Annotated in this window: 17 protein-coding genes; 12 read left to right on the top strand and 5 right to left on the bottom strand. The window is 71.5% G+C overall.

Annotated elements, in window-relative coordinates; genetic code table 11:
• Positions 1–4: 4 nt before the first annotated feature.
• Positions 5–667 (top strand): tryptophan 2,3-dioxygenase family protein, encoded by a 663-nt coding sequence (locus ACIA6A_RS16240; protein ID WP_396098423.1) that lies wholly within the window; start codon positions 5–7, stop codon positions 665–667.
• A complete protein-coding gene (locus ACIA6A_RS16235) occupies positions 664–1,662 on the top strand; it encodes a tryptophan 2,3-dioxygenase family protein (RefSeq protein ID WP_396098422.1) in 999 nt (332 codons plus the stop codon). The genes ACIA6A_RS16240 and ACIA6A_RS16235 overlap by 4 nt, the downstream gene beginning before the upstream one ends.
• Here ACIA6A_RS16235 and lhgO read toward each other — a convergent pair.
• Positions 1,648–2,823: an L-2-hydroxyglutarate oxidase gene (lhgO, locus tag ACIA6A_RS16230; RefSeq protein WP_396098421.1), complete on the bottom strand. Its 1,176-nt coding sequence runs from the start codon at positions 2,821–2,823 to the stop codon at positions 1,648–1,650. The two genes, ACIA6A_RS16235 and lhgO, sit on opposite strands and share 15 nt — an antisense overlap.
• Positions 2,824–2,969: 146 nt before the next feature.
• Between lhgO and ACIA6A_RS16225 the strand changes: the two genes are divergently transcribed.
• The gene (locus tag ACIA6A_RS16225; RefSeq protein WP_396098420.1) at positions 2,970–4,583 is read left to right on the top strand and encodes a methyl-accepting chemotaxis protein; all 1,614 of its coding nucleotides are present in this window, start codon (positions 2,970–2,972) and stop codon (positions 4,581–4,583) included.
• Between the two features lie 31 nt (positions 4,584–4,614).
• Here ACIA6A_RS16225 and ACIA6A_RS16220 read toward each other — a convergent pair whose 3' ends face one another.
• Positions 4,615–5,466 (bottom strand): helix-turn-helix transcriptional regulator, encoded by an 852-nt coding sequence (locus ACIA6A_RS16220; protein ID WP_396098419.1) that lies wholly within the window; start codon positions 5,464–5,466, stop codon positions 4,615–4,617.
• 87 nt (positions 5,467–5,553) lie between these two features.
• On the opposite strand from ACIA6A_RS16220, the gene ACIA6A_RS16215 reads away from it, so the two are divergent.
• Both ACIA6A_RS16215 and ACIA6A_RS16210 read left to right on the top strand, forming a co-directional pair.
• Positions 5,554–6,837: an extracellular solute-binding protein gene (locus tag ACIA6A_RS16215; RefSeq protein ID WP_396098418.1), complete on the top strand. Its 1,284-nt coding sequence runs from the start codon at positions 5,554–5,556 to the stop codon at positions 6,835–6,837.
• Positions 6,838–6,913: 76 nt separating this feature from the next.
• Positions 6,914–8,857, top strand: coding sequence for a putative bifunctional diguanylate cyclase/phosphodiesterase (locus ACIA6A_RS16210; RefSeq protein WP_396098417.1), 1,944 nt, complete (start codon positions 6,914–6,916; stop codon positions 8,855–8,857).
• 47 nt (positions 8,858–8,904) lie between these two features.
• Here the strand turns inward: ACIA6A_RS16210 and ACIA6A_RS16205 are convergent, their stop codons facing one another.
• Positions 8,905–9,585, bottom strand: coding sequence for a response regulator (locus ACIA6A_RS16205; protein WP_396098416.1), 681 nt, complete (start codon positions 9,583–9,585; stop codon positions 8,905–8,907).
• Positions 9,582–10,709 (bottom strand): sensor histidine kinase, encoded by a 1,128-nt coding sequence (locus tag ACIA6A_RS16200; protein WP_396098415.1) that lies wholly within the window; start codon positions 10,707–10,709, stop codon positions 9,582–9,584. Before ACIA6A_RS16200 ends, ACIA6A_RS16205 begins: the two co-directional genes overlap by 4 nt.
• A gap of 115 nt (positions 10,710–10,824) precedes the next feature.
• On the opposite strand from ACIA6A_RS16200, the gene ACIA6A_RS16195 reads away from it, so the two are divergent.
• Both ACIA6A_RS16195 and ACIA6A_RS16190 read left to right on the top strand, forming a co-directional pair.
• Positions 10,825–11,472, top strand: coding sequence for a TetR/AcrR family transcriptional regulator (locus ACIA6A_RS16195; protein ID WP_396098414.1), 648 nt, complete (start codon positions 10,825–10,827; stop codon positions 11,470–11,472).
• A 125-nt stretch (positions 11,473–11,597) separates the two neighbouring features.
• Positions 11,598–12,224: an HNH endonuclease family protein gene (locus ACIA6A_RS16190; RefSeq protein ID WP_396098413.1), complete on the top strand. Its 627-nt coding sequence runs from the start codon at positions 11,598–11,600 to the stop codon at positions 12,222–12,224.
• Between the two features lie 50 nt (positions 12,225–12,274).
• On the opposite strand, the gene ACIA6A_RS16185 is transcribed toward ACIA6A_RS16190, so the two are convergent.
• Positions 12,275–14,137: an adenylyl cyclase gene (locus tag ACIA6A_RS16185; RefSeq protein ID WP_396098412.1), complete on the bottom strand. Its 1,863-nt coding sequence runs from the start codon at positions 14,135–14,137 to the stop codon at positions 12,275–12,277.
• A gap of 182 nt (positions 14,138–14,319) precedes the next feature.
• Here ACIA6A_RS16185 and ACIA6A_RS16180 point away from each other — a divergent pair, with 182 nt between their 5' ends.
• The 5 genes from ACIA6A_RS16180 to ACIA6A_RS16160 all read left to right on the top strand — a co-directional run bounded on the left by ACIA6A_RS16180 (position 14,320) and on the right by ACIA6A_RS16160 (position 22,533).
• Positions 14,320–15,426: a tetratricopeptide repeat protein gene (locus tag ACIA6A_RS16180; RefSeq protein ID WP_396098411.1), complete on the top strand. Its 1,107-nt coding sequence runs from the start codon at positions 14,320–14,322 to the stop codon at positions 15,424–15,426.
• 130 nt (positions 15,427–15,556) lie between these two features.
• A complete protein-coding gene (locus tag ACIA6A_RS16175) occupies positions 15,557–18,211 on the top strand; it encodes a fibronectin type III domain-containing protein (protein WP_396098410.1) in 2,655 nt (884 codons plus the stop codon).
• A gap of 4 nt (positions 18,212–18,215) precedes the next feature.
• Positions 18,216–19,208, top strand: a complete 993-nt coding sequence (locus ACIA6A_RS16170) for an AAA family ATPase (protein WP_396098408.1) — start codon at positions 18,216–18,218, stop codon at positions 19,206–19,208.
• Positions 19,205–20,341 carry a DUF58 domain-containing protein gene (locus ACIA6A_RS16165; protein ID WP_396098407.1) on the top strand — a complete coding sequence of 379 codons (1,137 nt, stop codon included), beginning with the start codon at positions 19,205–19,207 and terminating at the stop codon, positions 20,339–20,341. The genes ACIA6A_RS16170 and ACIA6A_RS16165 overlap by 4 nt, the downstream gene beginning before the upstream one ends.
• On the top strand, positions 20,335–22,533 hold the full coding sequence (locus ACIA6A_RS16160; RefSeq protein ID WP_396098406.1) for a DUF3488 and transglutaminase-like domain-containing protein: 2,199 nt from the start codon (positions 20,335–20,337) through the stop codon (positions 22,531–22,533). Before ACIA6A_RS16165 ends, ACIA6A_RS16160 begins: the two co-directional genes overlap by 7 nt.
• Positions 22,534–22,594 lie beyond the last annotated feature (61 nt).

The raw sequence follows: 22,594 nt of genomic DNA, 5'->3' as shown, positions 1-22,594 counted from the left end.
TCCCGTGCCCCCGGAGAACAGTGAATACGCCCAGTACATGCGCACCGATGAGTTGCTCGCGTTGCAGCGCACGCCCGAGGAATGGATCCATCCCGACGAGCTGCTCTTCCAGATCACGCACCAGAGCACCGAGCTGTGGCTGAAGCTGGCGATCGCCCAGGTGCTGAGGGCGGCGGAACGGGTCGCGGCCGGGCAGCCGGGGCAGGCCGAGCTGTTGGTACAGCGGGCCTGCACCGCGCTGCGGCTGATCACCGGGCAGCTGGAGATCCTGCGGCACCTGACGCCGGCGGACTTCGCCCGGCTGCGGCCCGCCCTGGGCAACGGCTCCGGCGCCGAGTCGCCGGGCTGGCAGGGACTGCGGCGCGGTGGGCGGGAGCTGGGCCGGGCGTTCGAGGTACGACTGGCGGCCACCGGTGACACCCTCGCCGGCCTCTATCGCGGCGACCCGTCCGGGGATTTCTACCGGCTGGCCGAGTCGCTGGTGGAGCTGGACGAACGGATCGCACTGTGGCGTACCGAGCACTACAAGATCGCTACCCGGATCATCGGGCACGCGGTGCTGGGCACGCACGGCACACCGGTGGACGCGCTGGCGAAACTGATCACGCACAAGCTGTATCCGCGCCTGTGGGCCGTACGCACCGAACTGACCGAGGCGGCCCGGTGAGCCCGGCCGAGGCGGCGGTCCGGGCATGGACGATCCGGGGCGGCGATTTCCCGTACGCCGAGGTCCTCGACGCCTATCGCGAGGTAGGCAAGCACTGGGTGCCGCGGTCCCTGCTGGAGGCTCTGGCCGGCGCCCGGCCGGGGGCCCGCGGGCAGGTACGCCTGCTGCTCGACGTGCTGCTGGACAAGTTCGACGGACGGTACGACTACCGCAGCTACCTCGCCCTGCCGCTGCTCGAACCGGATGACGCCGGGCACCTGATCGCCGACCTGGTGCGCCACGAACTGCACGATCCGCCGGGCAGCCTGCCGCCGGGCGCCGAAGCCGTCGCCAAGCGGGTCCGGCACGCCCGGCGGGTCATCGAGCGCCATGACCTGCCGGCGATGACCGAGGCGCGGCGGTTCCGGTTGCGGGCGAGCATGCTGCCGGTCGACACCGTGCACGACGAGTATCTGTTCATCCGGGTGCTGCAGGCTTTCGAGCTGACGTTCGCGCGGATCACCGACGAGCTGCGGGCCACGATCCGCGGCCGGCGCGAGGGCGGTGACGCGGCGGTCCATCTGCGGCACGCGACGGCTCTGCTGCGCGAAATGAGTCCATTGTGGTCGGTGCTGGCGACGATGCAGGTCAAGGCTTTCCAGCATTTCCGGCAGTACACCGAGGGGGCCAGCGCCATCCAGTCGCGGCACTACAAGCTCATGGAGAGCCTCGCGCGCCGCCCGGACCCCGGGCGGCTCGACTCCGCCGCGTATCTCAGCGTCCCCGACGTCCTGGCCGAGGTGCTGGCCGGGCAGACGACGGTGCAGGACTCGTACGGTGAGCAGACCCCCGCCATGACCGAGTTCGCCGCCGCTGTCACGCGGTGGCGGCGCACGCACCACCGGCTGGCGGTCCGGATGCTGGGCCCCGGCCGGACCGGCACCGGTTACACGGAGGGCACGCCCTACCTGGAGCGGACCCGGTCCATCCCGATCTTCGGCTCAACGCCGCAGTGAGTCCACGACGTGTTCCGCGATCGCCAGGCACGAGGTGGCCGCCGGGGAGGGTGCGTTGCGGATCGCGGTGACCGGGCCCAGGCGGTCGATGCGGAAGTCGTCCACCAGGGCGCCGTCGCGGTCCACCGCCTGGGCCCGGACACCCGCCCCGGCCCGGACCACGTCGCCCGCACCGATCTCCGGCACGTACCGGCGGGCCGCGCGCATGTACGCGTGCTTGGACGCCGACCCGTACATCTCCTTGACACCCGTGCGCCAGTGCCGGGCCGCCATCCGCCAGGAGCCCGGCCAGCTCGCGGTCGCGTACAGGTCGCGGACGCTGAGGTCGCGGCGCCGGTAGCCCTCCCGGGCGGTGGCCAGGACCGCGTTCGGGCCGACCTCGAGGTCACCGTTGACCCGGCGGGTGTAGTGCACGCCTAGAAACGGGTAGCGCGGATCCGGCACCGGATAGATGAGCCCGCGCACCAGGGTGCTCTTGGCCGGCACGACCCGCATGTACTCGCCGCGGAACGGGATGATCCGCGGTGCCGGTGCGGCTCCGGCCAGCCCGGCCACGGTGTCGCTCTGCAGCCCCGCGCAGATGATCAGGTGATCGACCGTGAGGCCGGCGCCGAGGTCGAGACCGGGGCCGATGCCGGTGATCGGGAATCCGCACCGGATCTCGCCCCCGGCTGCGACAATGTCGTCCGCGAAGGACTCGGCGATCCGGACGTAGTCGGTGATCGCGGTGTGCGGTGAGTGCAGCGCGGCCAGCCCGGTGGCGTGCGGCTCGAGCTCCCGGATCCCCGCCGCGTCCAGCCGGCGCAACCCCGGGACGATGTTCTCGCCGGCGCGGGCGGCCAGCGCGTCCATGCGTACGACGTCCTCTTCGGTGACCGCCACGACCAGCTTGCCGCACTCGTCGTACGGCAATTTCCGGTCTGTGCAGTATTCCCGCAGCATGGCGCCGCCGCGGGTGCAGAGCGTCGCTTTCAGGCTGCCGGGCTTGTAGTAGATACCGGCGTGCACCACACCGGAGTTGTGCCCGGTCTGGTGCGCCGCGACCCGGTCCTCTTTCTCCAGCACCACGACGCGCGCGCCGGGCCGGCGGCGCAGGATCTCGCGCGCGACGGCGAGCCCGACGATGCCGGCACCCACCACACCGATGGTCTCATCAGCCATCCGGAAAGCATGGTGCAGGACCCGGGACGTGACAACCGCCCCGCACCCGATGCGGTTTCCGCTCGGGTGCGATAAGCCAATCGCTTAGGTACGGGGTCCGGGATGCCGATTTAAGGAGGCTTCGATAATCCAGGAGGAAGATCGTTATGACAGAAACCCGTCCCCGGCTGACCGGCTGGTTCGGTGACCTGAAGGTCGGCGTGAAGATCAGTGTCGCGCTCGGCGCGGCGTTGCTGGCCGGCGGTGTGGTCGCCGGGACCGGGCTGACCAGTCTGAGCCGGTCCGCGGCGAACTCGCAGGAGATCTTCGCGGGCAACCTGCAGCCGTCGCAGGCGCTCGCCGCGGCGCAGGGGGCGTTCGACGACGAGATCCGCTCGATCATGCAGGCCGACATCGCCAGCAGCGACGCGACCGGCGCGGCCCTCATCAAGGAGGCGCTCGCGGCCGACAAGCTGGTCGTCGACGGGGTCAAGGGCTATGCGGAGCAGGGGCTCGACCCCGCGCAGGAGGCGCCGATCGCCAAGATCCAGGACGGGCTGGCCGCCTGGGCGAAGGTCCGCGACGGCACGCTGGCCGACGCCGCCGCCGGCAGCGACAACGAAGCCTTCGAGACGACCTACGACGCCCAGGCCCAGCCGCTGATCGACCAGATCAACGCCGGTTTCGACGAGCTCAACGCGTTCGAGGCGGCCAACGGCTCGGCCGCGGCCGCGGCCAACACCAGTGCCTACCACAGCAGCCGTACGCTGATGATCGCCACCCTGGTCATCGGATTCCTGATCGCCGCCGCGATCGGTCTCGTGACCGTGCGCCGGATCATCCGCCCGCTCAACGACGTCAACCGGGTGCTGGCCAAGGTCTCCGACGGCGACCTCACCGACACGGTGCCGGTCACCAGCCGCGACGAGGTCGGTGTCATGGCGCAGTCCGTCAACGGCGCCATCGCCACGATGCGCCAGACCGTCCAGGCCCTCGGTACGGCCTCGCAGTCGCTGGCCGCCGCCGCCGAGGAGTTGTCCGCGACCAGCTCGCAGATCGCCCAGAGCGCCGAGAACTCCAGCGCCCAGGCGGACACCGTGGCCTCCGCCGCCGAGGAGGTCAGCCGCAACGTCGACACCGTCTCGGCCGGGTCCGAGGAGATGGGCGCGTCCATCCGGGAGATCGCCCAGAACGCCAACCAGGCCGCCGAGGTCGCGTCGCAGGCGGTCGACATGGCCCAGACGACGAACCGTACGGTCTCCGCGCTCGGCACCTCGTCGGCGGAGATCGGCAACGTCATCAAGCTGATCACCGCGATCGCCGAGCAGACCAACCTGCTGGCCCTCAACGCCACCATCGAGGCCGCACGCGCCGGGGACGCCGGCAAGGGCTTCGCCGTGGTGGCCTCCGAGGTCAAGGACCTCGCCCAGGAGACCGCGAAGGCGACCGAGGACATCCACGCCCGGGTCACCGCGATCCAGGCCGACACCGGCACCGCGATCACCGCCATCGGTGAGATCAGCGAGATCATCGCGCGGATCAGCGATTACCAGACCACCATCGCGGCGGCGGTCGAGGAGCAGACCGCGACGACCGGCGAGATGAACCGCGGCGTCACCGAGGCGGCCGGCGGCGTCAACCAGATCGCCAGCGGCATCGAGTCCCTGGCCACCGCGACCCGCCTGACCACGGAGAGCGTCGCCGACACCCAGCGCGCCGCGAGCGAACTGGCCCGGATGTCCGGCGAGCTGCAGAGCCTGGTCGGCACCTTCCGGGTGTGAACGGGTCAGGCCGGGAAGAGGGCGGCGGTGCTTACGCCGGCGTGGGTGCCGTCGCCGACCAGCTTGCCAGCATCGTGAGCGCGTCCTGCGAGGAGCTGCCGGGCTCGGCGCTGTAGGCGATCATCGTCAGGCCCTCGGGCAGCTCCATCGCCTCGAACGCGAGCTCGAGCAGGCCCACCACCGGGTGCCGGAAGCGTTTGACGCCGTGGCTGTGCACGTGCACGTCGTGCTCGGCCCACCAGATGCGGAACTGCTCGCTGCGGGTGGAGAGCTCGCCGATGAGGTTGGACAGCTCCCGGTCGTACGGGTTCTTGCCGGCCTGGATCCGCAGGGCCCCGGCACTGTCGCGGGCGACGCGTTCCCAGTCGACCCAGAACTGCCGGGCGCGCGGGTCGAGGAAGATGAACCGGGCGTTGTTGGCCGGCGGTCCCCCGTCGCGCAGCACCTCGGAGTACAGCGCCTGCCCCAGGGTGTTGGTCGCGAGCAGGTCGAAACGGCTGTTGCGGACGTACGCCGGGGTGGCCATCGTGTCGAGGATCCGCTGCACGCCGGGGCGGACCCCGGTCTGGACGGCCCGGCGGCGCACCCGGCCCGGGGTGGTGTTCGCGGCGCGGGCGAGGTCGTGCAGGTGGGCGTGTTCGATGTCGTCGAGCTGCAGGGCCCGGGCGACCGCGTCGAGCACGCTCTCCGAGACGCCGCTGAGGTTGCCGCGTTCGAGGCGGGTGTAGTACTCGACGGAGACGCCGGCCAGCATCGCGACCTCGCCGCGGCGCAGCCCGGAGACCCGGCGGTTGGTGCCGTACGCCGGCAGTCCCGCCCGTTCCGGGGTGAGCCGGGCCCGGCGCGAGCTCAGGAAGGTACGGGTCTCCTCGCGGTTGTCCACGGTCCCAGCCTAGGCAGGGCCGGCCGGTGCTGAGAGGTTCTGTCATTACCCCCCGGCCGCGCGGGCCGGTCGCCTAGGTTCGAAGACGTGGTGGCCGGGTCGTTCAGTCGCCGGGGCCTGCTGCGTCTGGGCGCCCTGGCCCCGCTCGCTGCCCTGGCCGCCTGCGACGGCGGTGACGCGGGGGACGCCTCGCGGACGACCGCGTGGTGGTGCTGGCCGGGCGGTTTCAGCGAGAACGTCATCACGGACGCGGTGACCGCGTTCGCCGACCGGACCGCGCTGACGACCAGCATCCTGACCGGCGACTATCTCGATCAGCTGCTGCCGGTGCTGGCCGCCGGCAACGGGGTTCCCGCGATCGCCGGGGTCAAGGGTGAGGACATCGCCGCCGTGCTGCCCCGGGCCGCGCAGTTCGTGGATCTCAACGAGCTCGGCGCCCATGACGTCGCCGGGGAGTTCCTGTCCTGGAAGATGCGCCAGGGCAGCACCATCGACGGGCATCAGGTCGGGCTGCCGATCGACATCGGCCCGACCGCGATGTTCTACCGCACCGACCTGTTCGCCGAGGCCGGCCTGCCCGCGGAGCCGGATGCGGTGAGCCGGGCGATGCCGACCTGGAAGGCGTATTTCGACGCCGGCGAGACGCTGCGGGCGGCGTTGCCGAAGGTCCGCCTGGTCCGCAACGCGGCGGAGGTCTTCTCCACCGCCGTCGGCCAGAGCGAGCAGCGCTTCGTCGACGAGAGCAACCATTTCGTCGGCGACGGGGATCATGTCCGGCTGGCCTGGGACCTGGCCGTGGAGCTCGTCGACCGGGACCTCAGCGCGGCGATCCCGACCGACGACGAGGACGGGTGGAAGGCGGCGATGGCGGCCGGCAGGCTGGCGACCGAGCTGGGCGCCGCCTGGCGCTCGGCCGACGTGGAACTGGCGGTCCCGGACCAGGCGGGGAAGTGGCGGGTGGCCGAGGGGCCGGCCGGCGGCGCCAGCACCGGCGGGTCGTTCCTGACGATCCCGGCCGCCGGCAGCGGTCACGAGCTGTCGTTCGAGATCATCCGCTGGTTGCTGACGCCGGAGAACCAGGCCCGCAACTTCACCGACGCCGCGCTGTTCCCGGCGGCGCCGGCCGCCTACCAGTTGCCGGCCCTGACCGGGGCCGATCCGTTCTTCGGCGGCCAGGTCACGGTCGGTGTCTTCGCCGGCTCGGCGAAGAAGGCCCCCCGCGCGTACGAGGCCCCGTCCGACACCGCGCTCGCCGAGATCTTCCTCCAGCAGCTCGGTGAGGTGGACGCCGGTGCCACGTCCAGTGGACGGGGGTGGTCGGAGGCGGTCGAGGCGGCCCGCAACCTCGCCACACAACAGGGAGTGAACTAAAAGGCACTCAGAGTAGTTCTCATTCCCGTCCAGGCCGGGCCGATCAGAGTGTCCGGGAGCCGAGACGGGAGGGTGGATGTCGCTGCAGTGGATGAAGCGCCGGGCCGTCGCCCGCTGCGCCATCGCCGCGCTCCTCATCGGCCTCGCTCTCCTCGCCGGCCTGGCCGTGGTCAGCACCCAGACCGCGGCGCGCTCCGCCGCCCAGGTCGCCCAGCGCGAGCAGGTCAGCCAGCACTGGGGCAGCGCCTACCGGAAGATCAGCACCGAGTACGAGACGCTCACCGACTACCTCGCGGACACCGGTGAGGCCGACGCCGACATCCTCGCGGCGACGATCGGCTCCGCCGCGGCGGATGTGCGCTGGATCATGGACCACGCCGGCAGCGACGACGCGGCCCGGGCCCGGGCGCTGCTGAACACCTACGACGGCTACAGCTACACGCTGCGCAACCTGGTCGACACCGACCGAGCCGCCGATCTGGCCCGGATGCGCGCCGACGCCGACCAGGCCGCCCGCAGCGCCGGCAACCTGCGGCAACAGGCGTCCGACAACGCGGACCGCAACGACCAGGAGATCAGCAGCCTGCTCAACACCAGCCAGACCCGGAGCAAAGGGCTGCTGCGCGCCGTCGAGATCATGTCCGCGATCGACCTGGTCCTCGTGCTGGCCTGCGCCTTCGTGCTGCTCACCTATCAGAACAGCACCGAACGGCAGGCCGCCGAGAACCGCTACCGGGCCTCGCACGACGGGCTGACCGGCATCGCCAACCGGGAGCTGCTCACCGAGCGCATCAGGGAGGAGATCGACGCGGCCGACCGTACCGGCGAAGGGGTGGGCTTCTTCCTGCTCGACCTCAACCGCTTCAAGGAGGTCAACGACACGCTCGGGCACCACGCCGGGGACCTGCTGCTGCAGGAGGTCGCCCGCCGCCTCGCCACCACCGTGCGCAAGGACAGCCTGGTCGCCCGGCTCGGCGGCGACGAGTTCGCGGTGCTGCTGCCCGAGGTCGCCTCGGCCGAGGACCTCATCGCCATCGGCGACCGGCTGCTGATCGCCATCAACGGCACCGCCGACCTCGACGGATACGCCGTCGACGTCAGCGCCAGCATCGGCGCCGCGCTCTACCCGCAGTCGAGCACCACCCCGGCCGAGCTGCTGCAGCACGCCGACGTGGCCATGTACGCCGCGAAGCGCGGCCACCTCGGCGTCAGCTACTACGACCCGGCCGCCGACGAGCACAGCTTCGAGCGCCTCTCCGTCGTCGGCGAACTCCGCCGGGCCATCGAGGTCGGCGAGCTGGAACTGCACTACCAGCCGAAGGTCCGGATGTCGGACGGCCGGCTCAGCGGCGTCGAGTCCCTGGTCCGCTGGCGCCACCCCACCCGGGGCCTGCTCTTCCCGGACAAGTTCGTCGACGCCGCCGAGCAGAGCGGCCTGATGCCGGCCCTCACCGACGCCGTCCTGACCGCGGCCCTCGACCAGCACCGCCGGTGGCGCGAGGACGGCTTCTCGGTGCCGATCGCGGTCAACGTCGGCGCCGGCTGCCTGCTGGACACCGGCCTGCCCGCCCGGATCGCCCGGATGCTGGAGCGGTTCGGCACCACCGCCGCCGACCTGACCATCGAGATCACCGAGAGCGCGATGATCGCCGACCCGGCCCGCGCCACCGCGGTCCTCACCGAGCTGCGCGCGCTCGGCCTGAAACTGTCGATCGACGACTTCGGTACGGGCTACTCGTCGATGAGCTACCTGCAGACCATGCCGCTCACCGAACTGAAGATCGACCGTCAGTTCACCACCAAGCTGACCACCACCCCGAGCGGCCGGGCCATCATCGGCGCGATCATCGAGCTGGCCCACGCCCTCGAACTCGTGGTCGTCGTCGAGGGCGTCGAGGACGAGCAGACCTACGCCATCGCCCGCGACCTGGGCTGCGAGATCGCCCAGGGATACCTCATGTCGCGCCCGCTACCCGCCGCCGACCTGCTCGCCTGGGCCAGCACCAGCGCCCCGACCTGACCCGTGACGCCGGCACGACGACTGAGCCCCGCGCCGGACGATCCGGGCTAGGGCCGGCCCGGGGCGCGGGGGACGACCAGCCCGTGGTCGTACGCGAAGATCACCAGCTGGGCCCGGTCCCGCGCACCGACCTTCATCATCGCCCGGTTGATATGGGTCTTGGCGGTGGTCGGGCTGATGAACAGGTGGGCCGCGATCTCGTTGTTGGACAACCCCGCGCCCACCAGCGCGGTGATCTCGCGTTCGCGGGCCGTGAGCTCGGACAACCCGGTCAGCGCGGCACCGCGGGGTGGCTCCGGCTTCGCCAGGACCTGCCCGATCAGCGCGGTGGTCGCGCCCGGTGACAGCAGCGCCTCGCCCGCCGCCACCGTCCGGATCGCGGCCAGCAACGCCTCCGGCTCCACCCCCTTGCCGAGAAAACCGCTGGCCCCGGCCCGCAGCGCCGCCAGCACCAGGTCGTCGGTCTCGAACGTGGTCAGCACCAGGATGCGTACCCCGGACAGATGATGATCGTCGGTGATCGTGCGGGTCGCCTCGATGCCGTCGGTGCCCGGCATCCGGATGTCCATCAGCACCAGGTCGACCGGCGTCGCGCGGGCCACCGCCACGGCCTCGTCCCCGGACGCCGCCTCCCCGACCACCTCCAGATCCGGCGCCGAGTCGATGAGCAGCCGGAACGTGGCCCGCAACAACGCCTGATCGTCGGCCAGCAGCACCCGGATCGTCATGGTGTGTCCTTTTCCAGAGGGAGGATCGCGAGCACGACGAAGCCACCGTTCTCGCTGCGATGCGTGGTCAGTTCGCCGCCGCAGGCCCGGGCCCGTTCCCGCATGCCGATCAGTCCGTGACCGCCACCGTGCTCCCGCTGCCGGGCCTGACCCGGGCCGTTCTCGACCCGGATCCGCAGGTCACGCTCCAACCAGCGCAGCTCCACCCCCACCCGCGCGCCGGCCGCGTGCTTACGTGCGTTGGTGAGGGCTTCCTGAACGATCCGGTACGCCGCCAGGTCCGTCGCCGGGACCAGCGGGCGGGGCGACCCCTGCACGTGCAGGGAGATCCCCGGGCCGACCAGGTCACCGAGACGGTCGAGCCCCGGGGCGGGATGCGTCGGGTCGCCCTCCGGGTCGTCGGCCTGGCGCAGCAGCCCCACCGTGGCGCGCAGCTCGTCGAGCGCCTTGCGGGTGTGCTCGCTGATGTCGTGCAACGCCGTCGAGGCCGCCGCCGGGTCGGTGCGCATCAGGTAACCGGCGACCCCGGCCTGCGCGTTGACCAGGGTCAGGTGGTGCGCGAGCACGTCGTGCAGGTCCCGGGCGATGCGCAGCCGCTCGGCGACGACCTGCTGCCGGGCGTCCTCCCGCCGCTCGTGGGCCAGCCGTTCCCGCCGCTCGCGGCGCGCGGTGGCCCCGACCCCGATCGCGGTCGCGATGAGCACCAGGTTGAGCACGACCATGTTGAGCGCGAGCAGCTTGAGCGGCTGGGCGGTCACCCCGACCACGAGCAGCGTCACCGCCGCCGCCGACCCCGCCCACCAGCCGGCCGTGCGGGACCGGCGGCTCGCCACGGTCCAGACCGCGATCATCGTGGCGATCGGGGTGGGCTGGTAGACCCCCATGTTGGTGCCGGAATCCGGGAGATGATCGATGGCCGGCAGCACGATCAGATGGGCGGCCTCGACCAGGACGACAACCACGAGCACGGGCAACGGCCATCGGGTACGGACCACGAGCGGCAGCCACGCCAGCAGCGTGAACGTGAGGAGCACCGGGACCGAGGTGATCGCCGCGTCGTACCCGAGCCCGGCCGTGACCAGCATGACGACCAGCACGATCGCGTCGAGGGCCCGGCTCTTCATGGCTTCATGATCGCAAGCTTCGCGCGCCGATGTCGTCGGCCCGCCGCGGGATCCCGGGTACCGCGACCGCGGTAGGTACCCGACAATGGTGCCGGAGTATCTGCAGCGTAGGAGCATGATGAACGAGCTGAGGAGCCCACGGGCGGAGAACACCCGGGAGCTGATCCTGACCGCGGCCGAACGCCTGTTCGCCGAGCGGGGCCTGCTCGCCGTCTCCAACCGTCAGGTGAGCGAGGCCGCCGGCCAGGGCAACAACGCCGCGGTCGGCTACCACGTCGGCACCAAGGCGGACCTGATCCGGGCCGTCGCGCGCCGTCACCTGGACCCGATGGAGCAGCGGCGCCGCCGGCTGCTGCTGCGCCACGACGGCAGCCAGGAGCCCCGCATCCTGGTGACGGTCCTGGTCCACCCGTTCACCGATCACCTCGCCGGTCTGGGCCGGCCCACCTGGTACGCCCGGTTCGCCGCGCAGGTGATGACCGACCCGCTGCACCGCGCGGTGATCATCGAGGAGGCGCTGGAGGCCCCGACCATGCAGGCCGTGGCCGAGGGCCTGGCCCGCTGCCTGCCGGAACTCCCACCGGACGCCCTGGCGGCCCGGCAGCACATGATGCGCAACCTCATCGTGCACACCTGCGCCGAGCAGGAACGCGCTCTGGCCGAGGGCAACGGCGACCCGGTGGCCGCCTGGGCCGGCACCGCCGCCGCCCTGACCGACGCGATCACCGGTCTGCTCACCGCGCCGGTCACCTCAGGCGACTGACCGGCCGGGCGACGGCCGCCGCGGGCCGCTCCGGTGCCGTCATGGCTGGTGCCACGGCCACACCCCGGTGGAATACCCAAACTGACATGTTTCGCGACCGCGTCCGTACTCTGAAACTTCTTTTCATGACGAGACGTCGCATCACAGTCGCCGTACTGCTGTCGGTCTTCCTGCAGTTCGCTTTCGTCTCCCCGGCGGGCGCCACCCCGCCGGGCATTCCGACGGCAGCGACCGCGAAGACCTATCTCACCTCCCTGACCGTCGCCGCCTCGACCCACACCACGACGTACGACCGGGATCTGTTCCCGCACTGGATCACGATCTCGGGCACCTGTAACACCCGCGAGACCGTCCTCAAGCGTGACGGCAGCGGCGTCGTCGTCGACTCGGCCTGCGCGTCGAGCTCGGGCAGCTGGTACAGCCCGTACGACGGGGCGACCTGGACCGCCGCCTCGGACGTCGACATCGACCACATGGTGCCGCTCAAGAATGCCTGGATCTCCGGTGCCTGGGCGTGGACCACCACGAAGCGCCAGAGCTTCGCCAACGACCTGACCAACCCGCAGCTGATGGCTGTCACCGACAACGTGAACCAGTCCAAGAGCGACCAGTCGCCGGACTCCTGGAAGCCGCCGCTGTCCAGCTACCACTGCACGTACGCCCGGATGTGGGTCAAGGTGAAGTATGTCTGGGCCCTGACCGTCACCAGCGCCGAGAAGACCGCGCTCACCTCGATGCTCGCCACCTGCTGAAGCTCGGGTGGGCCGGAGCACGATCGCTCCGGCCCACCCGAACTATCCGCTCACGGTGCGGGGTACTCGGTCAGGTAGACCGGGACCCCGCTGCTCGGCGGGTCGGCGGCCGCGCCCACGCCGTTGACGACGTGGTCGATGGTGCCGGCGCTGAGGTTGACCGTCATGATGTGGTGCAGCTTCACGCCGGGACGGTTCGGGACCTCGAAGCCGTTCTCGGTGTGGATGGACGGGTTGTTCTGGTTGAAGACGTAGACGCCCGCGCCGTACAGCGTGTGGTTGCGGACCCTGTCCCCGACCTTGTAACCGGCGTATCCCTCGACCGTGCCGTTCATCCAGTCAGCCTGCGTCGGCGGGTCGTACGGGAGCTCGTTCTGGTAGAGGATCGTCGTGCCCTTGTCGCCGTTCCAGACGGTGTTGTACTTCTGGAAGTGCTCGACGAACAGGCCCGTCGCGGTGACGTTGTCGCCGTTGATGACAGCGCCGTAACGACCGGTGTTGGTGCGCCAGCGCTGGGTGTCACCGTTCACGCCCTCGGTGAAGCCCTCGACGCCGTGGTCACCACGCCACACCCAGGTGTGGTCGATGAGCACGTTGTCGCTGTTGACCTCCAGCGCGGTGTCGGTCTTGCCGATGTGCGGGCCACCGACGCGGAAGTACACGTCGGACAGCGTGGTCGGGTTGTTCGGCGAGCTGATCCCGAAACCGTTCTTGACGCCCACGCGCAGCAGCGTCTTCGATTCCCTGGTGCCGGCATCGACGGTGACGCCCGCGACGACCACACCGGGCACGTCGGCCACGGTCAGCGGCGTCGCGCCGTTCACCGCGGTCAGCGTCGCATGCCCGATGCCGAGCACGACCTGGTTCGGGTAGCGCACGGCGAGGCTCTGCGCGACGTCGTACACGCCGGGGGTGAGCAGCAGGTTGCGACCGAGAGCGAGGTTCGCGTTGATCAGCCACACCGGGTCGGAGGGCTTGGCGACGAAGAAATCGCTCAGCGGGAGCGTGCGTCCGCCGGTCCACGACGTGCCGCTGGTGTTGCGCTTCGCGGCCGGCACCTGGACGTTGTACTTACCCTTGGCGTCGACGAACAGGAACGGCTTCTCCCGGCTCACCGGCGTCTTCTCGACCGTCGTGTACGGCGGGTCGGGGAACGCCGCGTCGTCCGGAGCGCCGACGACACCGGAGAAGACCTGGTTCCACACGCCGTTGGACCAGCTCTCGACCTCGCTGTCGCGGGTCAGCCACTGCTGCTGCGACCCGTTGATGACGGTCGGGAACTTCGAGTTCGCGATGAAACCACCGCTGGCGTACTGCGGGCCGGCGGTGCAGTAGTCCATCAGCGAGAAGTTGCCGCCGGTGACGTTGAGCCGGCGCAGCGAGACCGCCTGCGACACCGCCCAGAAGTTGGCCCCGGCCCGGCAGCCGTCCTGGCCCGCGCCGTTGATGTTGATCGTGAGGTTGGACAGGGTCCGCCAGAAGTTCACCAGCGCGAGACAGTTGCTGGTGCCACCGTCGGCGAGGCAGCGGTTGTAGACCTCGACCTTGCCGTTGATGACCACGTCGGTGGGAGCCGCCCCGAGCCCGGAGATCTCGGTGTAGTAGCCCACCTTGATCTGCAGCGGCTTCTCGGTGGTGCCGTACGTGCCCGGCTTGAACAGGTACGCGAACCGGGCGGTGCCCATCTCGTTGTCGACCTGCTGGGCGTACGTGGCGTCAAGGGTGGCCTGGATCTGCTCCACCGGCATGGCGGGGTCGAAAACGGTGACGTTCGAGCCGAGACTGGGTGCGGCCGCGGCCGTGGCGGGGGCCGCGGACGCGGGATTGGCGGTCAGCGAGCCGGTGGTCAGCACCGCGAGTCCTACCGCGAGAATCCGGCCGAGGCGCCGGCGCCCGGAAGGGCGTGTCGTCATGCGGGGTGGTCCTTTCGTGAACGAAACAGTGCTGCAATGCACTGGATCACAGCAAGCGATAGACCGGCCCGGATGTCAACACCACGCCACGGTTCCGGAACAAGCCCTGCCCGAACGGTCCATGCCCGTTGTGATCACTTTGCGTACTGGCAGGATGGCGCCGTTCCAGGCAGCATGGCTGGGTGTCCCAGCCGTTCCCCCTCCACGCCACCCGTCAGCGCGCCCAGGCCCTCGTCGACTCCGGCGACCCCGCCCAGGCCCGCGCCCTGCTCGAGCACGCCGTCGAGCTCGGGAAGGTCAATCTGGGCGAGGACGACCCCGAGGTGCTCGGCACCGCCCACCAGCTGGCCGTGATCATGCACGGCGGCGGGGACGCGCCGGCCGCGCGACGGGTGCTCGAGGAGGCGTACGCGGCCGGTCAGTGGCGCCTCGGCGAGAGCGACCCGCTGATGCTGGGCATCTCCTACGAGCTGGGCGTGGTCGCCGAGGAGATGGAGAACCGGCACGAGGCGCGCCGGGCGTTCGGCCGCGTGGCCGCGAACGGCCCAGCGGTCCTCGGCCCGGACCATTGGCAGGTCACCCGGGCGCGGGCCTATCTGGGCGAGGACCCCGCCACGGTACGGATAGAGCTGCCGGATCCGCCCGCCGAGCGCCCGGTCGTCCACTTCCCCCCGACCCCCGCCTCACCGCCGACGCCCGCTTTTTCCACGCCCCCGGCACCCGCGCCCCCCTTCTCCGCGCCCCCGCCGGTTGCGCCGCCCGCTTTCGCGAGCCCGGTGCCCGTACAGCGGCAGCCTTCTTTTTCTGAATCGCCTTTCGCGGCGCCCGGCCCGGTGGCTCCCACGAAGTCGGGGTTCGGGGTGCGGGCCCCGGCGCTGTTCGCGGCCATCGCGGCGGTCCTCGGTGTGGTCATCGCCGTCGTCGCCCTGGTGACCGTCCTCGCCAAACCGGGTGACAAGGACGACGCGTCGGATGTGCCAACTCTGGACGGCCCGGCGCCTACGAATCTGCAACTAAGCGACTACGGATCGTCGATCAAGCTGTCCTGGGCGGACCCCGCGAGCGGCCGTGTCAACTTCATCGTCACCGGCGCCCATTCCGGCGAACAGCTCAAGCCGATGGGTACGGTCGGGCCCTCCACGACCACGTTCAACCTCAAGGGTCTCAACGCTGACCTGGACTATTGCTTCGTGATCGTGGCTGTGTACAGCACCACGAAGTTCTCGCCCTCGGAACAGGCGTGCACCACCCGCGCGAGTGGGGAGCCCAGTTCCGTTCCGACGAGATGATGATCACTCTGGGCGATCAGAGTTATCCACAGGTGTGACTCGCCGGGTGTCCGCAGCCACCCGGATCCCCCTATGATGGCCCACGTCCTTGCGGGGACGCAGCCGGCGAATACGGGGAGGTACGCAGGCCGTGAGCAGTGCAGACGCCGTGACACCACGGTCCAGGCGCCCCTGGCGCAGCCGGGGCGGGCTGGTCACCATCGGCACCGTCGCCGCGCTCGTCGCCGGGCTCGGCCTCACCGTGCTGGGTCTCGGCTCCGCCGATCAGGCCGTCGCCAGCTTCGACGCCGCGTCCTGGGCCTGGAGCAAGGGCAAGGGCGAGGTCTCCCGGATCAACGGCGTGACCGCGCGGGTGGACACCCGGGCCGACGTCGGCCGGGCGCGCGGGCACCAGATGCAGGTCGCGCAGAACGACCGCTTCGTCATCCTGCGCGACGTGCAGACCGGTCTCGTCAGCACGATGGACCTCACGTCGCTGCAGGAAGCGGCGAGGTTCGACACCTCCGCCGGCATCGGCGTGCACATCGCGCTCGACAAGGACGCCGCGTTCGTCATCGACTCCGTGCAGGGCGAGATCCGGCAGCTCGACCCGCGCTCGCTCGCCCCGGTCGGTGAGTCCCTGCGCTACCCGCCCGGCATCACCGGCGGTTCCTTCGACGGCAAGGGCCGGCTGTGGATCGCGGTGCCCAGCGAGGGCACCGTCTCGGCGATCACCCCCGCCGTGCTGGACGACGACGGCACCGACGGCTCCGGTGAGGCCGCCGCCACCGGGCCGACCCAGGTCCGCACCGAGTCGGTCGCCGCCGCGAGCCACGACCTGACGATCTCCACGCTCGAGGACGGCGTCGCCGTGCTCGACCGCACCACCAACGACCTCGTCACGATCCACGAGACCGTCACGCACAAGGTCACCCTGCCGCTGGACGGCCCGGGCACGCTGCCCGAGCACACCGACGGCGACGTCGTGGCGGTCACTGTCCCCGACACCCGGCGCGTCTTCGGCGTCACCGGGGAGACCACCACGGCAAGCTTCCCGGTGCCCGGTGACGGCGACGAGCTGCAGCCCGCCGTCGCCTACGAGGGCTACTTCTACGTCGCCGACACGGCCACCGGCTCGGTGCACGTCTTCGACCGCTCCGGCGCGGAGAAGAAGGCCATCGACTTCACCAAGCCGGGCGGCCCGCTGGAGCTCGAGGTCCGGGAGAACTACCTCTTCATCAACGCGCCCGGCTCCGACAAGGCCCAGGTCGTGGACACCACCCACCAGGCCCGCTCGGTCGACAAGTACGCCGACGACGTGCTCGGTGGCGACCCGCCGCCGGTCCCGCCGGCCCCGCCGTCGCCGCCGCCCGCCCCGCCGAAGCCGAGGAAGCCGACCATCAAGGCACCCGGCGCCCCGAAGAACGTGCGGGCCGCCGCCGGCAACGCGGAGGCCCGGGTCACCTGGCAGGCCGCGTCCAACGGTGGTGCCGCCATCACCCGCTACGTGGTCGAGGGCGCCGGCGAGACGTTCCAGGTCGGTGCCGACCAGCGCTCGCTGAACGTGCCGGACCTCGTCAACGGCGAGACCTACGAGTTCGCCGTGCACGCGGTCAACAAGAAGGGCGACGGCCCGGCCAAGAAGAGCAACGCGGTCAAGCCGACCGCCGAGGTGCCGGACGCCCCCACCGCGGCCACCGCCGAGGCCAAACCGGACGGCACCATCGTCGTCAGCTGGCCCGAGGCCAACGGCCAGGGCCTCACGATCGACCACTACTCGGTGACCGCGATTAGCGAGGGCGGCAGCGCGCCACTCGGCGACGTCAAGGACGCCACGTCGCTGACCACCAAGGACGGCGACCTGGAGTACGGCAAGCAGTACGCGTTCACGGTCGTCGCGATCAACGAGCGTGGTGCCGGCTCGAAGGCCTCCCCGGTCAGCGCGAGCGTCGTGCCGTTCCGCACGCCCGGCCGGGTCGAGGGCGTGGACGCCGCGACCGTGGGCGACCAGCCCGGCACCGTCCAGGTCACCTGGACCGCCCCGGTGGACAACGGCCGCCCGATCACGAAATACCTGGTCACCGCCGGTGGCAAGACGTCCGAGGTGACCGGTGCGACGAACACCACGCTGACCGGCTTCGGCGCCGGGGAGACCGTCGCCGTCGAGGTCAAGGCCGTCAACGAGGCCGGCGAGAGCGAGGCCGGCACCGCGACCGCCAAGACGGTGGCCGTGCCGATCGTGACGATCACCGGCTCCTCCGCGACCTACGACAGCGGCACGGTCACGTTCACCGTCGACGCCGGCGGTGGCACCGCGACCTGCTCGGTGGCGGCCTCGGCCGGTGGCGGCACCGCCGCGGGCAGCTGCACCAGCCTGAAGGTGACCGGTCTGAAGCCGAGCACGTCCTACACATTCACGGTCTCGGCGAAGAACGCCGCCGGGACGGCCACCAAGGCGAAGGCCCAGAAGACCGCCGCGCTGTACGGCACCGCGACCTGCAAGAACGGCGATTCCGGCGACCAGAAGACCTACTGCAACAAGGAGATCGCCGGCGAGCGCAACGGCAACGAGATCTTCAGCGTCGCCGAGCAGGACAACGACAAGCAGGTCGGCTGGGCCGCCGACGGCACCCGGTTCGAGGCCTACTGCAAGAAGAAGGGCACCTCGATCGACTCCTACGTCTACAACGACAACAAGAAGTCGACCTGGTGGATCCAGATCAACTACAAAGGCAAGAACTACATCCCGTTCGCGTGGCTCAACCTCGATGGTGGCGACGATGTGAACGACCTGCCCACCTGCTGAGGACATGCCCGTGACACCCGAGATGCTCCCGCCCCAGCACATCCAGGGCTTCGCCGGCATCGCCGCGCAGCTCGCCGACCGGATCGGCACGGTGGTGCTGGGCAAGCCGGAGGTCGTACGCCTCGCGCTGACCGCGTTCTTCGCCCAGGGGCACGTCCTGCTCGAGGACGTGCCCGGCGTCGGCAAGACCACGCTGGCCCGCGCGCTCGCCTCGGCGGTACGCGGCCAGTGGCGGCGCATCCAGTTCACGCCCGACCTGCTGCCCTCGGACGTCTCCGGCGTCACCATCTTCAACCAGGCGACCCGCGGCTTCGAGTTCCACCCCGGCCCGGTCTTCGCCAACATTGTCATCGCCGACGAGATCAACCGGGCCTCCCCCAAGACCCAGTCCTCGCTGCTCGAGGTCATGGAGGAACGCCGGGTCACCGTCGACGGCGTCCCGCACCCGGTGCCGCAGCCGTTCCTCGTCGTCGCCACCCAGAACCCGGTCGAGATGGACGGCACCTACCGGCTGCCCGAGGCCCAGCTCGACCGGTTCCTGGTCAAACTGTCCGTCGGCTACCCCTCCGAGGAGGTCGAGGTCGAGGTCCTCCGCGGCGCCGCGGGCCGCTCCCCCGACACCCTCGAACCGGTCACCGACACCGCCACCGTCGGCGAGATGGTCCGGATGGCCCAGCGCGTCCACATCGCCGACGCCCTCTACACGTACGCGGTGCGCCTGGCCGCCGCCACCCGCAACCACCCCCAGGTCCGCGTCGGCGTCAGCCCCCGGGGCGTCATCGCCCTGACCCGGGCCGCGTCGGCGTACGCCCTCATCAACGCCCGCGGTTACGTCCTGCCCGAGGACTTCAAGGCCCTCATCGGCCCGGTCTTCGCCCACCGGGTCCTGCTCTCCCCCGACGCCCAGCTCCGCGGTGTGACAGCGGCCGAGGTCCTCGACGACGCCGTCCACTCGGTCGCCGTCCCGCTCCCCGACAACCCCCACGTCGGAGCGTGACCGCCCTGCGGGGGATCACCTCCCGGGGGCTCGGGGTGATCGCGGCCGCCGGCGGGCTGTTGCTGCTCGGGTTCCGGTTCGGGTATCCCGATCTTGCGCTGCTCGGGGCAGCCGCCTGCGTCGCCGTCGTGTGCGGGGTGGTCTTCGCGGTGTGGCGGCCCCGGCTCGGGGTCGAGCGGGCCGCCGATCCCGACCGGGTGGCCCGGGGCGAGGCCGCCCGGATGACGCTGACCGTGCGGAACACCAGCAGGCTCCGGGCCGCGAACCTGGTCGCCGCCGACCGGTGCGGCAGCGCCACCGTGCCCGTACCACTGCTGCGGTTGCGGCCCGGCAAGGACACCACCGTCGAGTATCCGGTGCCCACCAGCCGGCGTGGTGTCGTCCAGGTGGGGCCGCTGCGGGTGACCCGGGCCGATCCGCTCGGGCTGCTCACGCTGTCGCGGACCTACGGTGGCAGCACCACGGTCTGGGTGCACCCCCGCATCCACCTGTTGCGTGCCGTCCCGGCGGGGATGGCCCGGAGCCTGGACGGCCGGATCGACAAGGTGCCGCACGGGACGATCACGTTCGACGCGCTCCGCGAGTACGTGATCGGTGACGAGTTGAAGCGGGTGCACTGGCGCAGCTCGGCGAAGGTCGGGGAGCTGATGGTGCGCGAGCAGCTCGACACCAGTGAGCCCACCATCGTCGTGCTGCTCGACGACCGTCGCAGCGCCCATCCCGGCCGTGACCCGGAGTCGTTCGAGGCCGCCTGTGAGGCCGCCGCGTCGATCGTCGCCGCCGCGGTGCGCGAGGATCTGCCGATCGAGCTGCACCTGGTCTCCGGGCCCGCGCGGGGGCCGTTCCTCGACGTGCTCACCGAGGCATCGCTGTCCGACGGGGACCTCACCACGACCGTGCGCAGCCTTCGGCAGAACAGGCTCGGCGACACCCTCGTCTATCTGACCGGCCCGGGAGGACGTGGTGACCTGGGCGCGGTCAGTGCTCTGCGGGGGCCGTACCCGGTGGTGATCGTGGGTCTGCTCGGGGATCCGGACGCGGCCCCGGTCTCCCCCGGCGGCGGGGTGATCGTCATCGAGGCCGAGGACGGCGACCGGTTCGCCGCCGCGTGGGACGGGGTGCGGGGATGGTGACGCGGTGGGCGCGGGCTGCCGTCGTACCCATCGTGCTGGTGGTGTCGATCTCGCTCTCCGGGGTCGTGCTGGGCCGGATCTATGCCGACGACCTGCTGCTGCGGCTCGTCGCCGGCGCCGCGCTGGGCTCGGTCGCGGTGGGGGTGGCCGCCCGGCGGTTGCCGTCGTGGAGTGTCGCTCCGCTGTCGGTGGTGCTGCTCGCCGCGTACACGGCGGGGGCCCTGAAGCTGGCGGCGGACCACGCCGAGGTCGCCGGGCCGCTCTCCGGGATCGTCACCGACGCCCTGCGCAACGGGATCCCCCGGCTGCTGACCGCGATGATCCCGGTCGAGTCGACGCCGGACACCGTGGTCGTCCCCGTCATCGCCGCCTGGCTGGCCGGTCTCGCCGGCGGTGAGGTCGCGCTGCGGGCCCGCCGGGTGCTGCTCGGGTGTGTGCCCGCCGCCGCGCTCTACGGTGGCGCCCTCTACGTCGTCGGGCCGAACGCGGGCAGTGCCGGATGGCCGACGCTGGTCTTCGCCGGGCTGGTCGTGCTCGCGCTCGCGGTGACCGCCCGTCCCGCGTCCGCGACCGGGCTGGACGCCGTGCCCGCCCCGGCCCGCGCGGCGGTGCGGGCCCGCACGCTCGCCGGCGCGGCTCTCGGCCTGGTGGTCCTGCTCACTCTGGTCGCGGCGGTCGGCCCGTGGGTCGGTGCGCGGGTGTCCGCCACCCCGGTCGACCCCCGCCGGTACGTCGAACCGCCGCAGGTCGACAGCCTCGACGAGAGTCCCCTGAACCGGATCTCGGGCTGGGCGCTGGCGCCGGAGCAGAAGCTGCTGGACGTCGACGCGAGCGGCACCGGCAAGGGCACCGCCCGGTTGCGGCTGGCGGTGCTGCCCGACTACGACGGCATCACGTGGCGGGTGGGCGCCACCTACCGCAACGCCGGCCGGGTGCTGCCCGCGCCGGCCACGCTGCCCGGGGTCGAGGTCACCCGGGTCACGCAGCGGATCACCGTCGACGGGCTGACCGGGCGGCTGCTGCCGGTGCTGCCCACGCCCACCGGTGTCGACGGGACCCGGATCGCGTACGACGCCACGACCGGCACGGTGATCCGCCCGGAATCGCTCGTGCCGGGCCTGACGTACACCGTCACGTCGGACACCCCGGAGCCCGACGTCAACCTGCTGCCGACCGCGGACGTCCCCAACGGTGACGCGGTGGCACGGTATCTGAGGGTCGCGACCGGGGCGCCCGAGGAGATCCAGCGTCTCGCGAACCAGCTGGCCGACGGCAACGGCGCCGCGTACGACCGGGCGGTCGCCATCGAGGAGTTCCTCGCCGAGCACTACAAGCGGGTCGCGGACGCGCCGAGCGGGCACGCGTACCCGAACCTGAACTTCTTCCTGTTCGGACCACGCAACCAGGGCGGCCAGACCGGCACGTCGGAGCAGTTCGCGGCGTCGTTCGCGCTGCTGGCCCGGCTCACTGGCCTGCCGTCGCGGGTCGTGGTCGGTTTCGACACCCCCCGGGCCGGCGGTGAGGTCACCGGCGCCGACGCGGTCGCCTGGCCGGAGGTCCTCTTCGACGACCTGGGCTGGGTCGCGTTCGACCCGATGCCCAAGAGCGACGAGGCGCCCCGCCCGGTCGAGGACGACTTCACCCCGAAGCCGTCCGAGCCCCCGCCGACGTCCGACCCGCCGAAGGCCACCGACACCCCGAGCGCGTCGGCCCCACCGGCCCTGGCCGAACCCCCGGCAGCGGCGCCCGGCGGTGTCTCGACCGTGCTGGTCGCCTCCGGCTCGTCGGGCACGCTGGTGCTGCTGGCGGGCGCGGTGGCTCTGACGATGCTGATGCTGCGCCGCGGCCTGCGCCGCCGACGGCTGACCACCGGCGCGCCGGCCCAGCGCGTCACCGGGGCCTGGCTGGAGTTCACCGACGCGCTGCGCCTGGCCGGCCGGCCGGTCCCCCGGCACCTGGCGGCGACCGAGGCCGCGGCGTTCGCCATCCGCCTGGCCGCCCCGCTCGACGACCTGGTGGCGGCCGTGAACACGGTCGGTTTCGCCCCGGAAGCGGCCGACGACGACCAGGCCCGGCGGGCCGGCGAGCAGGCCGTCGCGTACGCGGAAGCGCTCCGGTCCGACCGTTCCTGGTGGCGCAAGCTCTGGTGGAGCATCCGCCCCGGCCCGCTGCGCTGGCACGTCCGGAAGTAGGGATCAGAGCACGCCGGCGGATCCCGTGACGCTGCCGGTGCCGTGCCATCGTCCGCGGGGA

The organism is Actinoplanes sp. NPDC051494, from assembly GCF_044454705.1.
In the GTDB taxonomy this organism is placed as follows: Bacteria; Actinomycetota; Actinomycetes; order Mycobacteriales; family Micromonosporaceae; genus Actinoplanes.
Note: the sequence above shows the minus strand (reverse complement) of the source record. Positions and strands in the feature narration are given on the sequence as shown.

What these genes read in the sequence shown, in the direction of transcription:
- ACIA6A_RS16160 (WP_396098406.1), top strand. Translation starts at nt 20,335, where the DNA reads ATGGTGACGCGGTGGGCGCGGGCTGCCGTCGTACCCATCGTGCTGGTG.
- lhgO (WP_396098421.1), bottom strand. Translation starts at nt 2,823, where the DNA reads ATGGCTGATGAGACCATCGGTGTGGTGGGTGCCGGCATCGTCGGGCTC.
- ACIA6A_RS16205 (WP_396098416.1), bottom strand. Translation starts at nt 9,585, where the DNA reads ATGACGATCCGGGTGCTGCTGGCCGACGATCAGGCGTTGTTGCGGGCC.
- ACIA6A_RS16210 (WP_396098417.1), top strand. Translation starts at nt 6,914, where the DNA reads ATGTCGCTGCAGTGGATGAAGCGCCGGGCCGTCGCCCGCTGCGCCATC.
- ACIA6A_RS16185 (WP_396098412.1), bottom strand. Translation starts at nt 14,137, where the DNA reads ATGACGACACGCCCTTCCGGGCGCCGGCGCCTCGGCCGGATTCTCGCG.
- ACIA6A_RS16170 (WP_396098408.1), top strand. Translation starts at nt 18,216, where the DNA reads ATGCCCGTGACACCCGAGATGCTCCCGCCCCAGCACATCCAGGGCTTC.
- ACIA6A_RS16190 (WP_396098413.1), top strand. Translation starts at nt 11,598, where the DNA reads ATGACGAGACGTCGCATCACAGTCGCCGTACTGCTGTCGGTCTTCCTG.
- ACIA6A_RS16225 (WP_396098420.1), top strand. Translation starts at nt 2,970, where the DNA reads ATGACAGAAACCCGTCCCCGGCTGACCGGCTGGTTCGGTGACCTGAAG.
- ACIA6A_RS16200 (WP_396098415.1), bottom strand. Translation starts at nt 10,709, where the DNA reads ATGAAGAGCCGGGCCCTCGACGCGATCGTGCTGGTCGTCATGCTGGTC.
- ACIA6A_RS16195 (WP_396098414.1), top strand. Translation starts at nt 10,825, where the DNA reads ATGATGAACGAGCTGAGGAGCCCACGGGCGGAGAACACCCGGGAGCTG.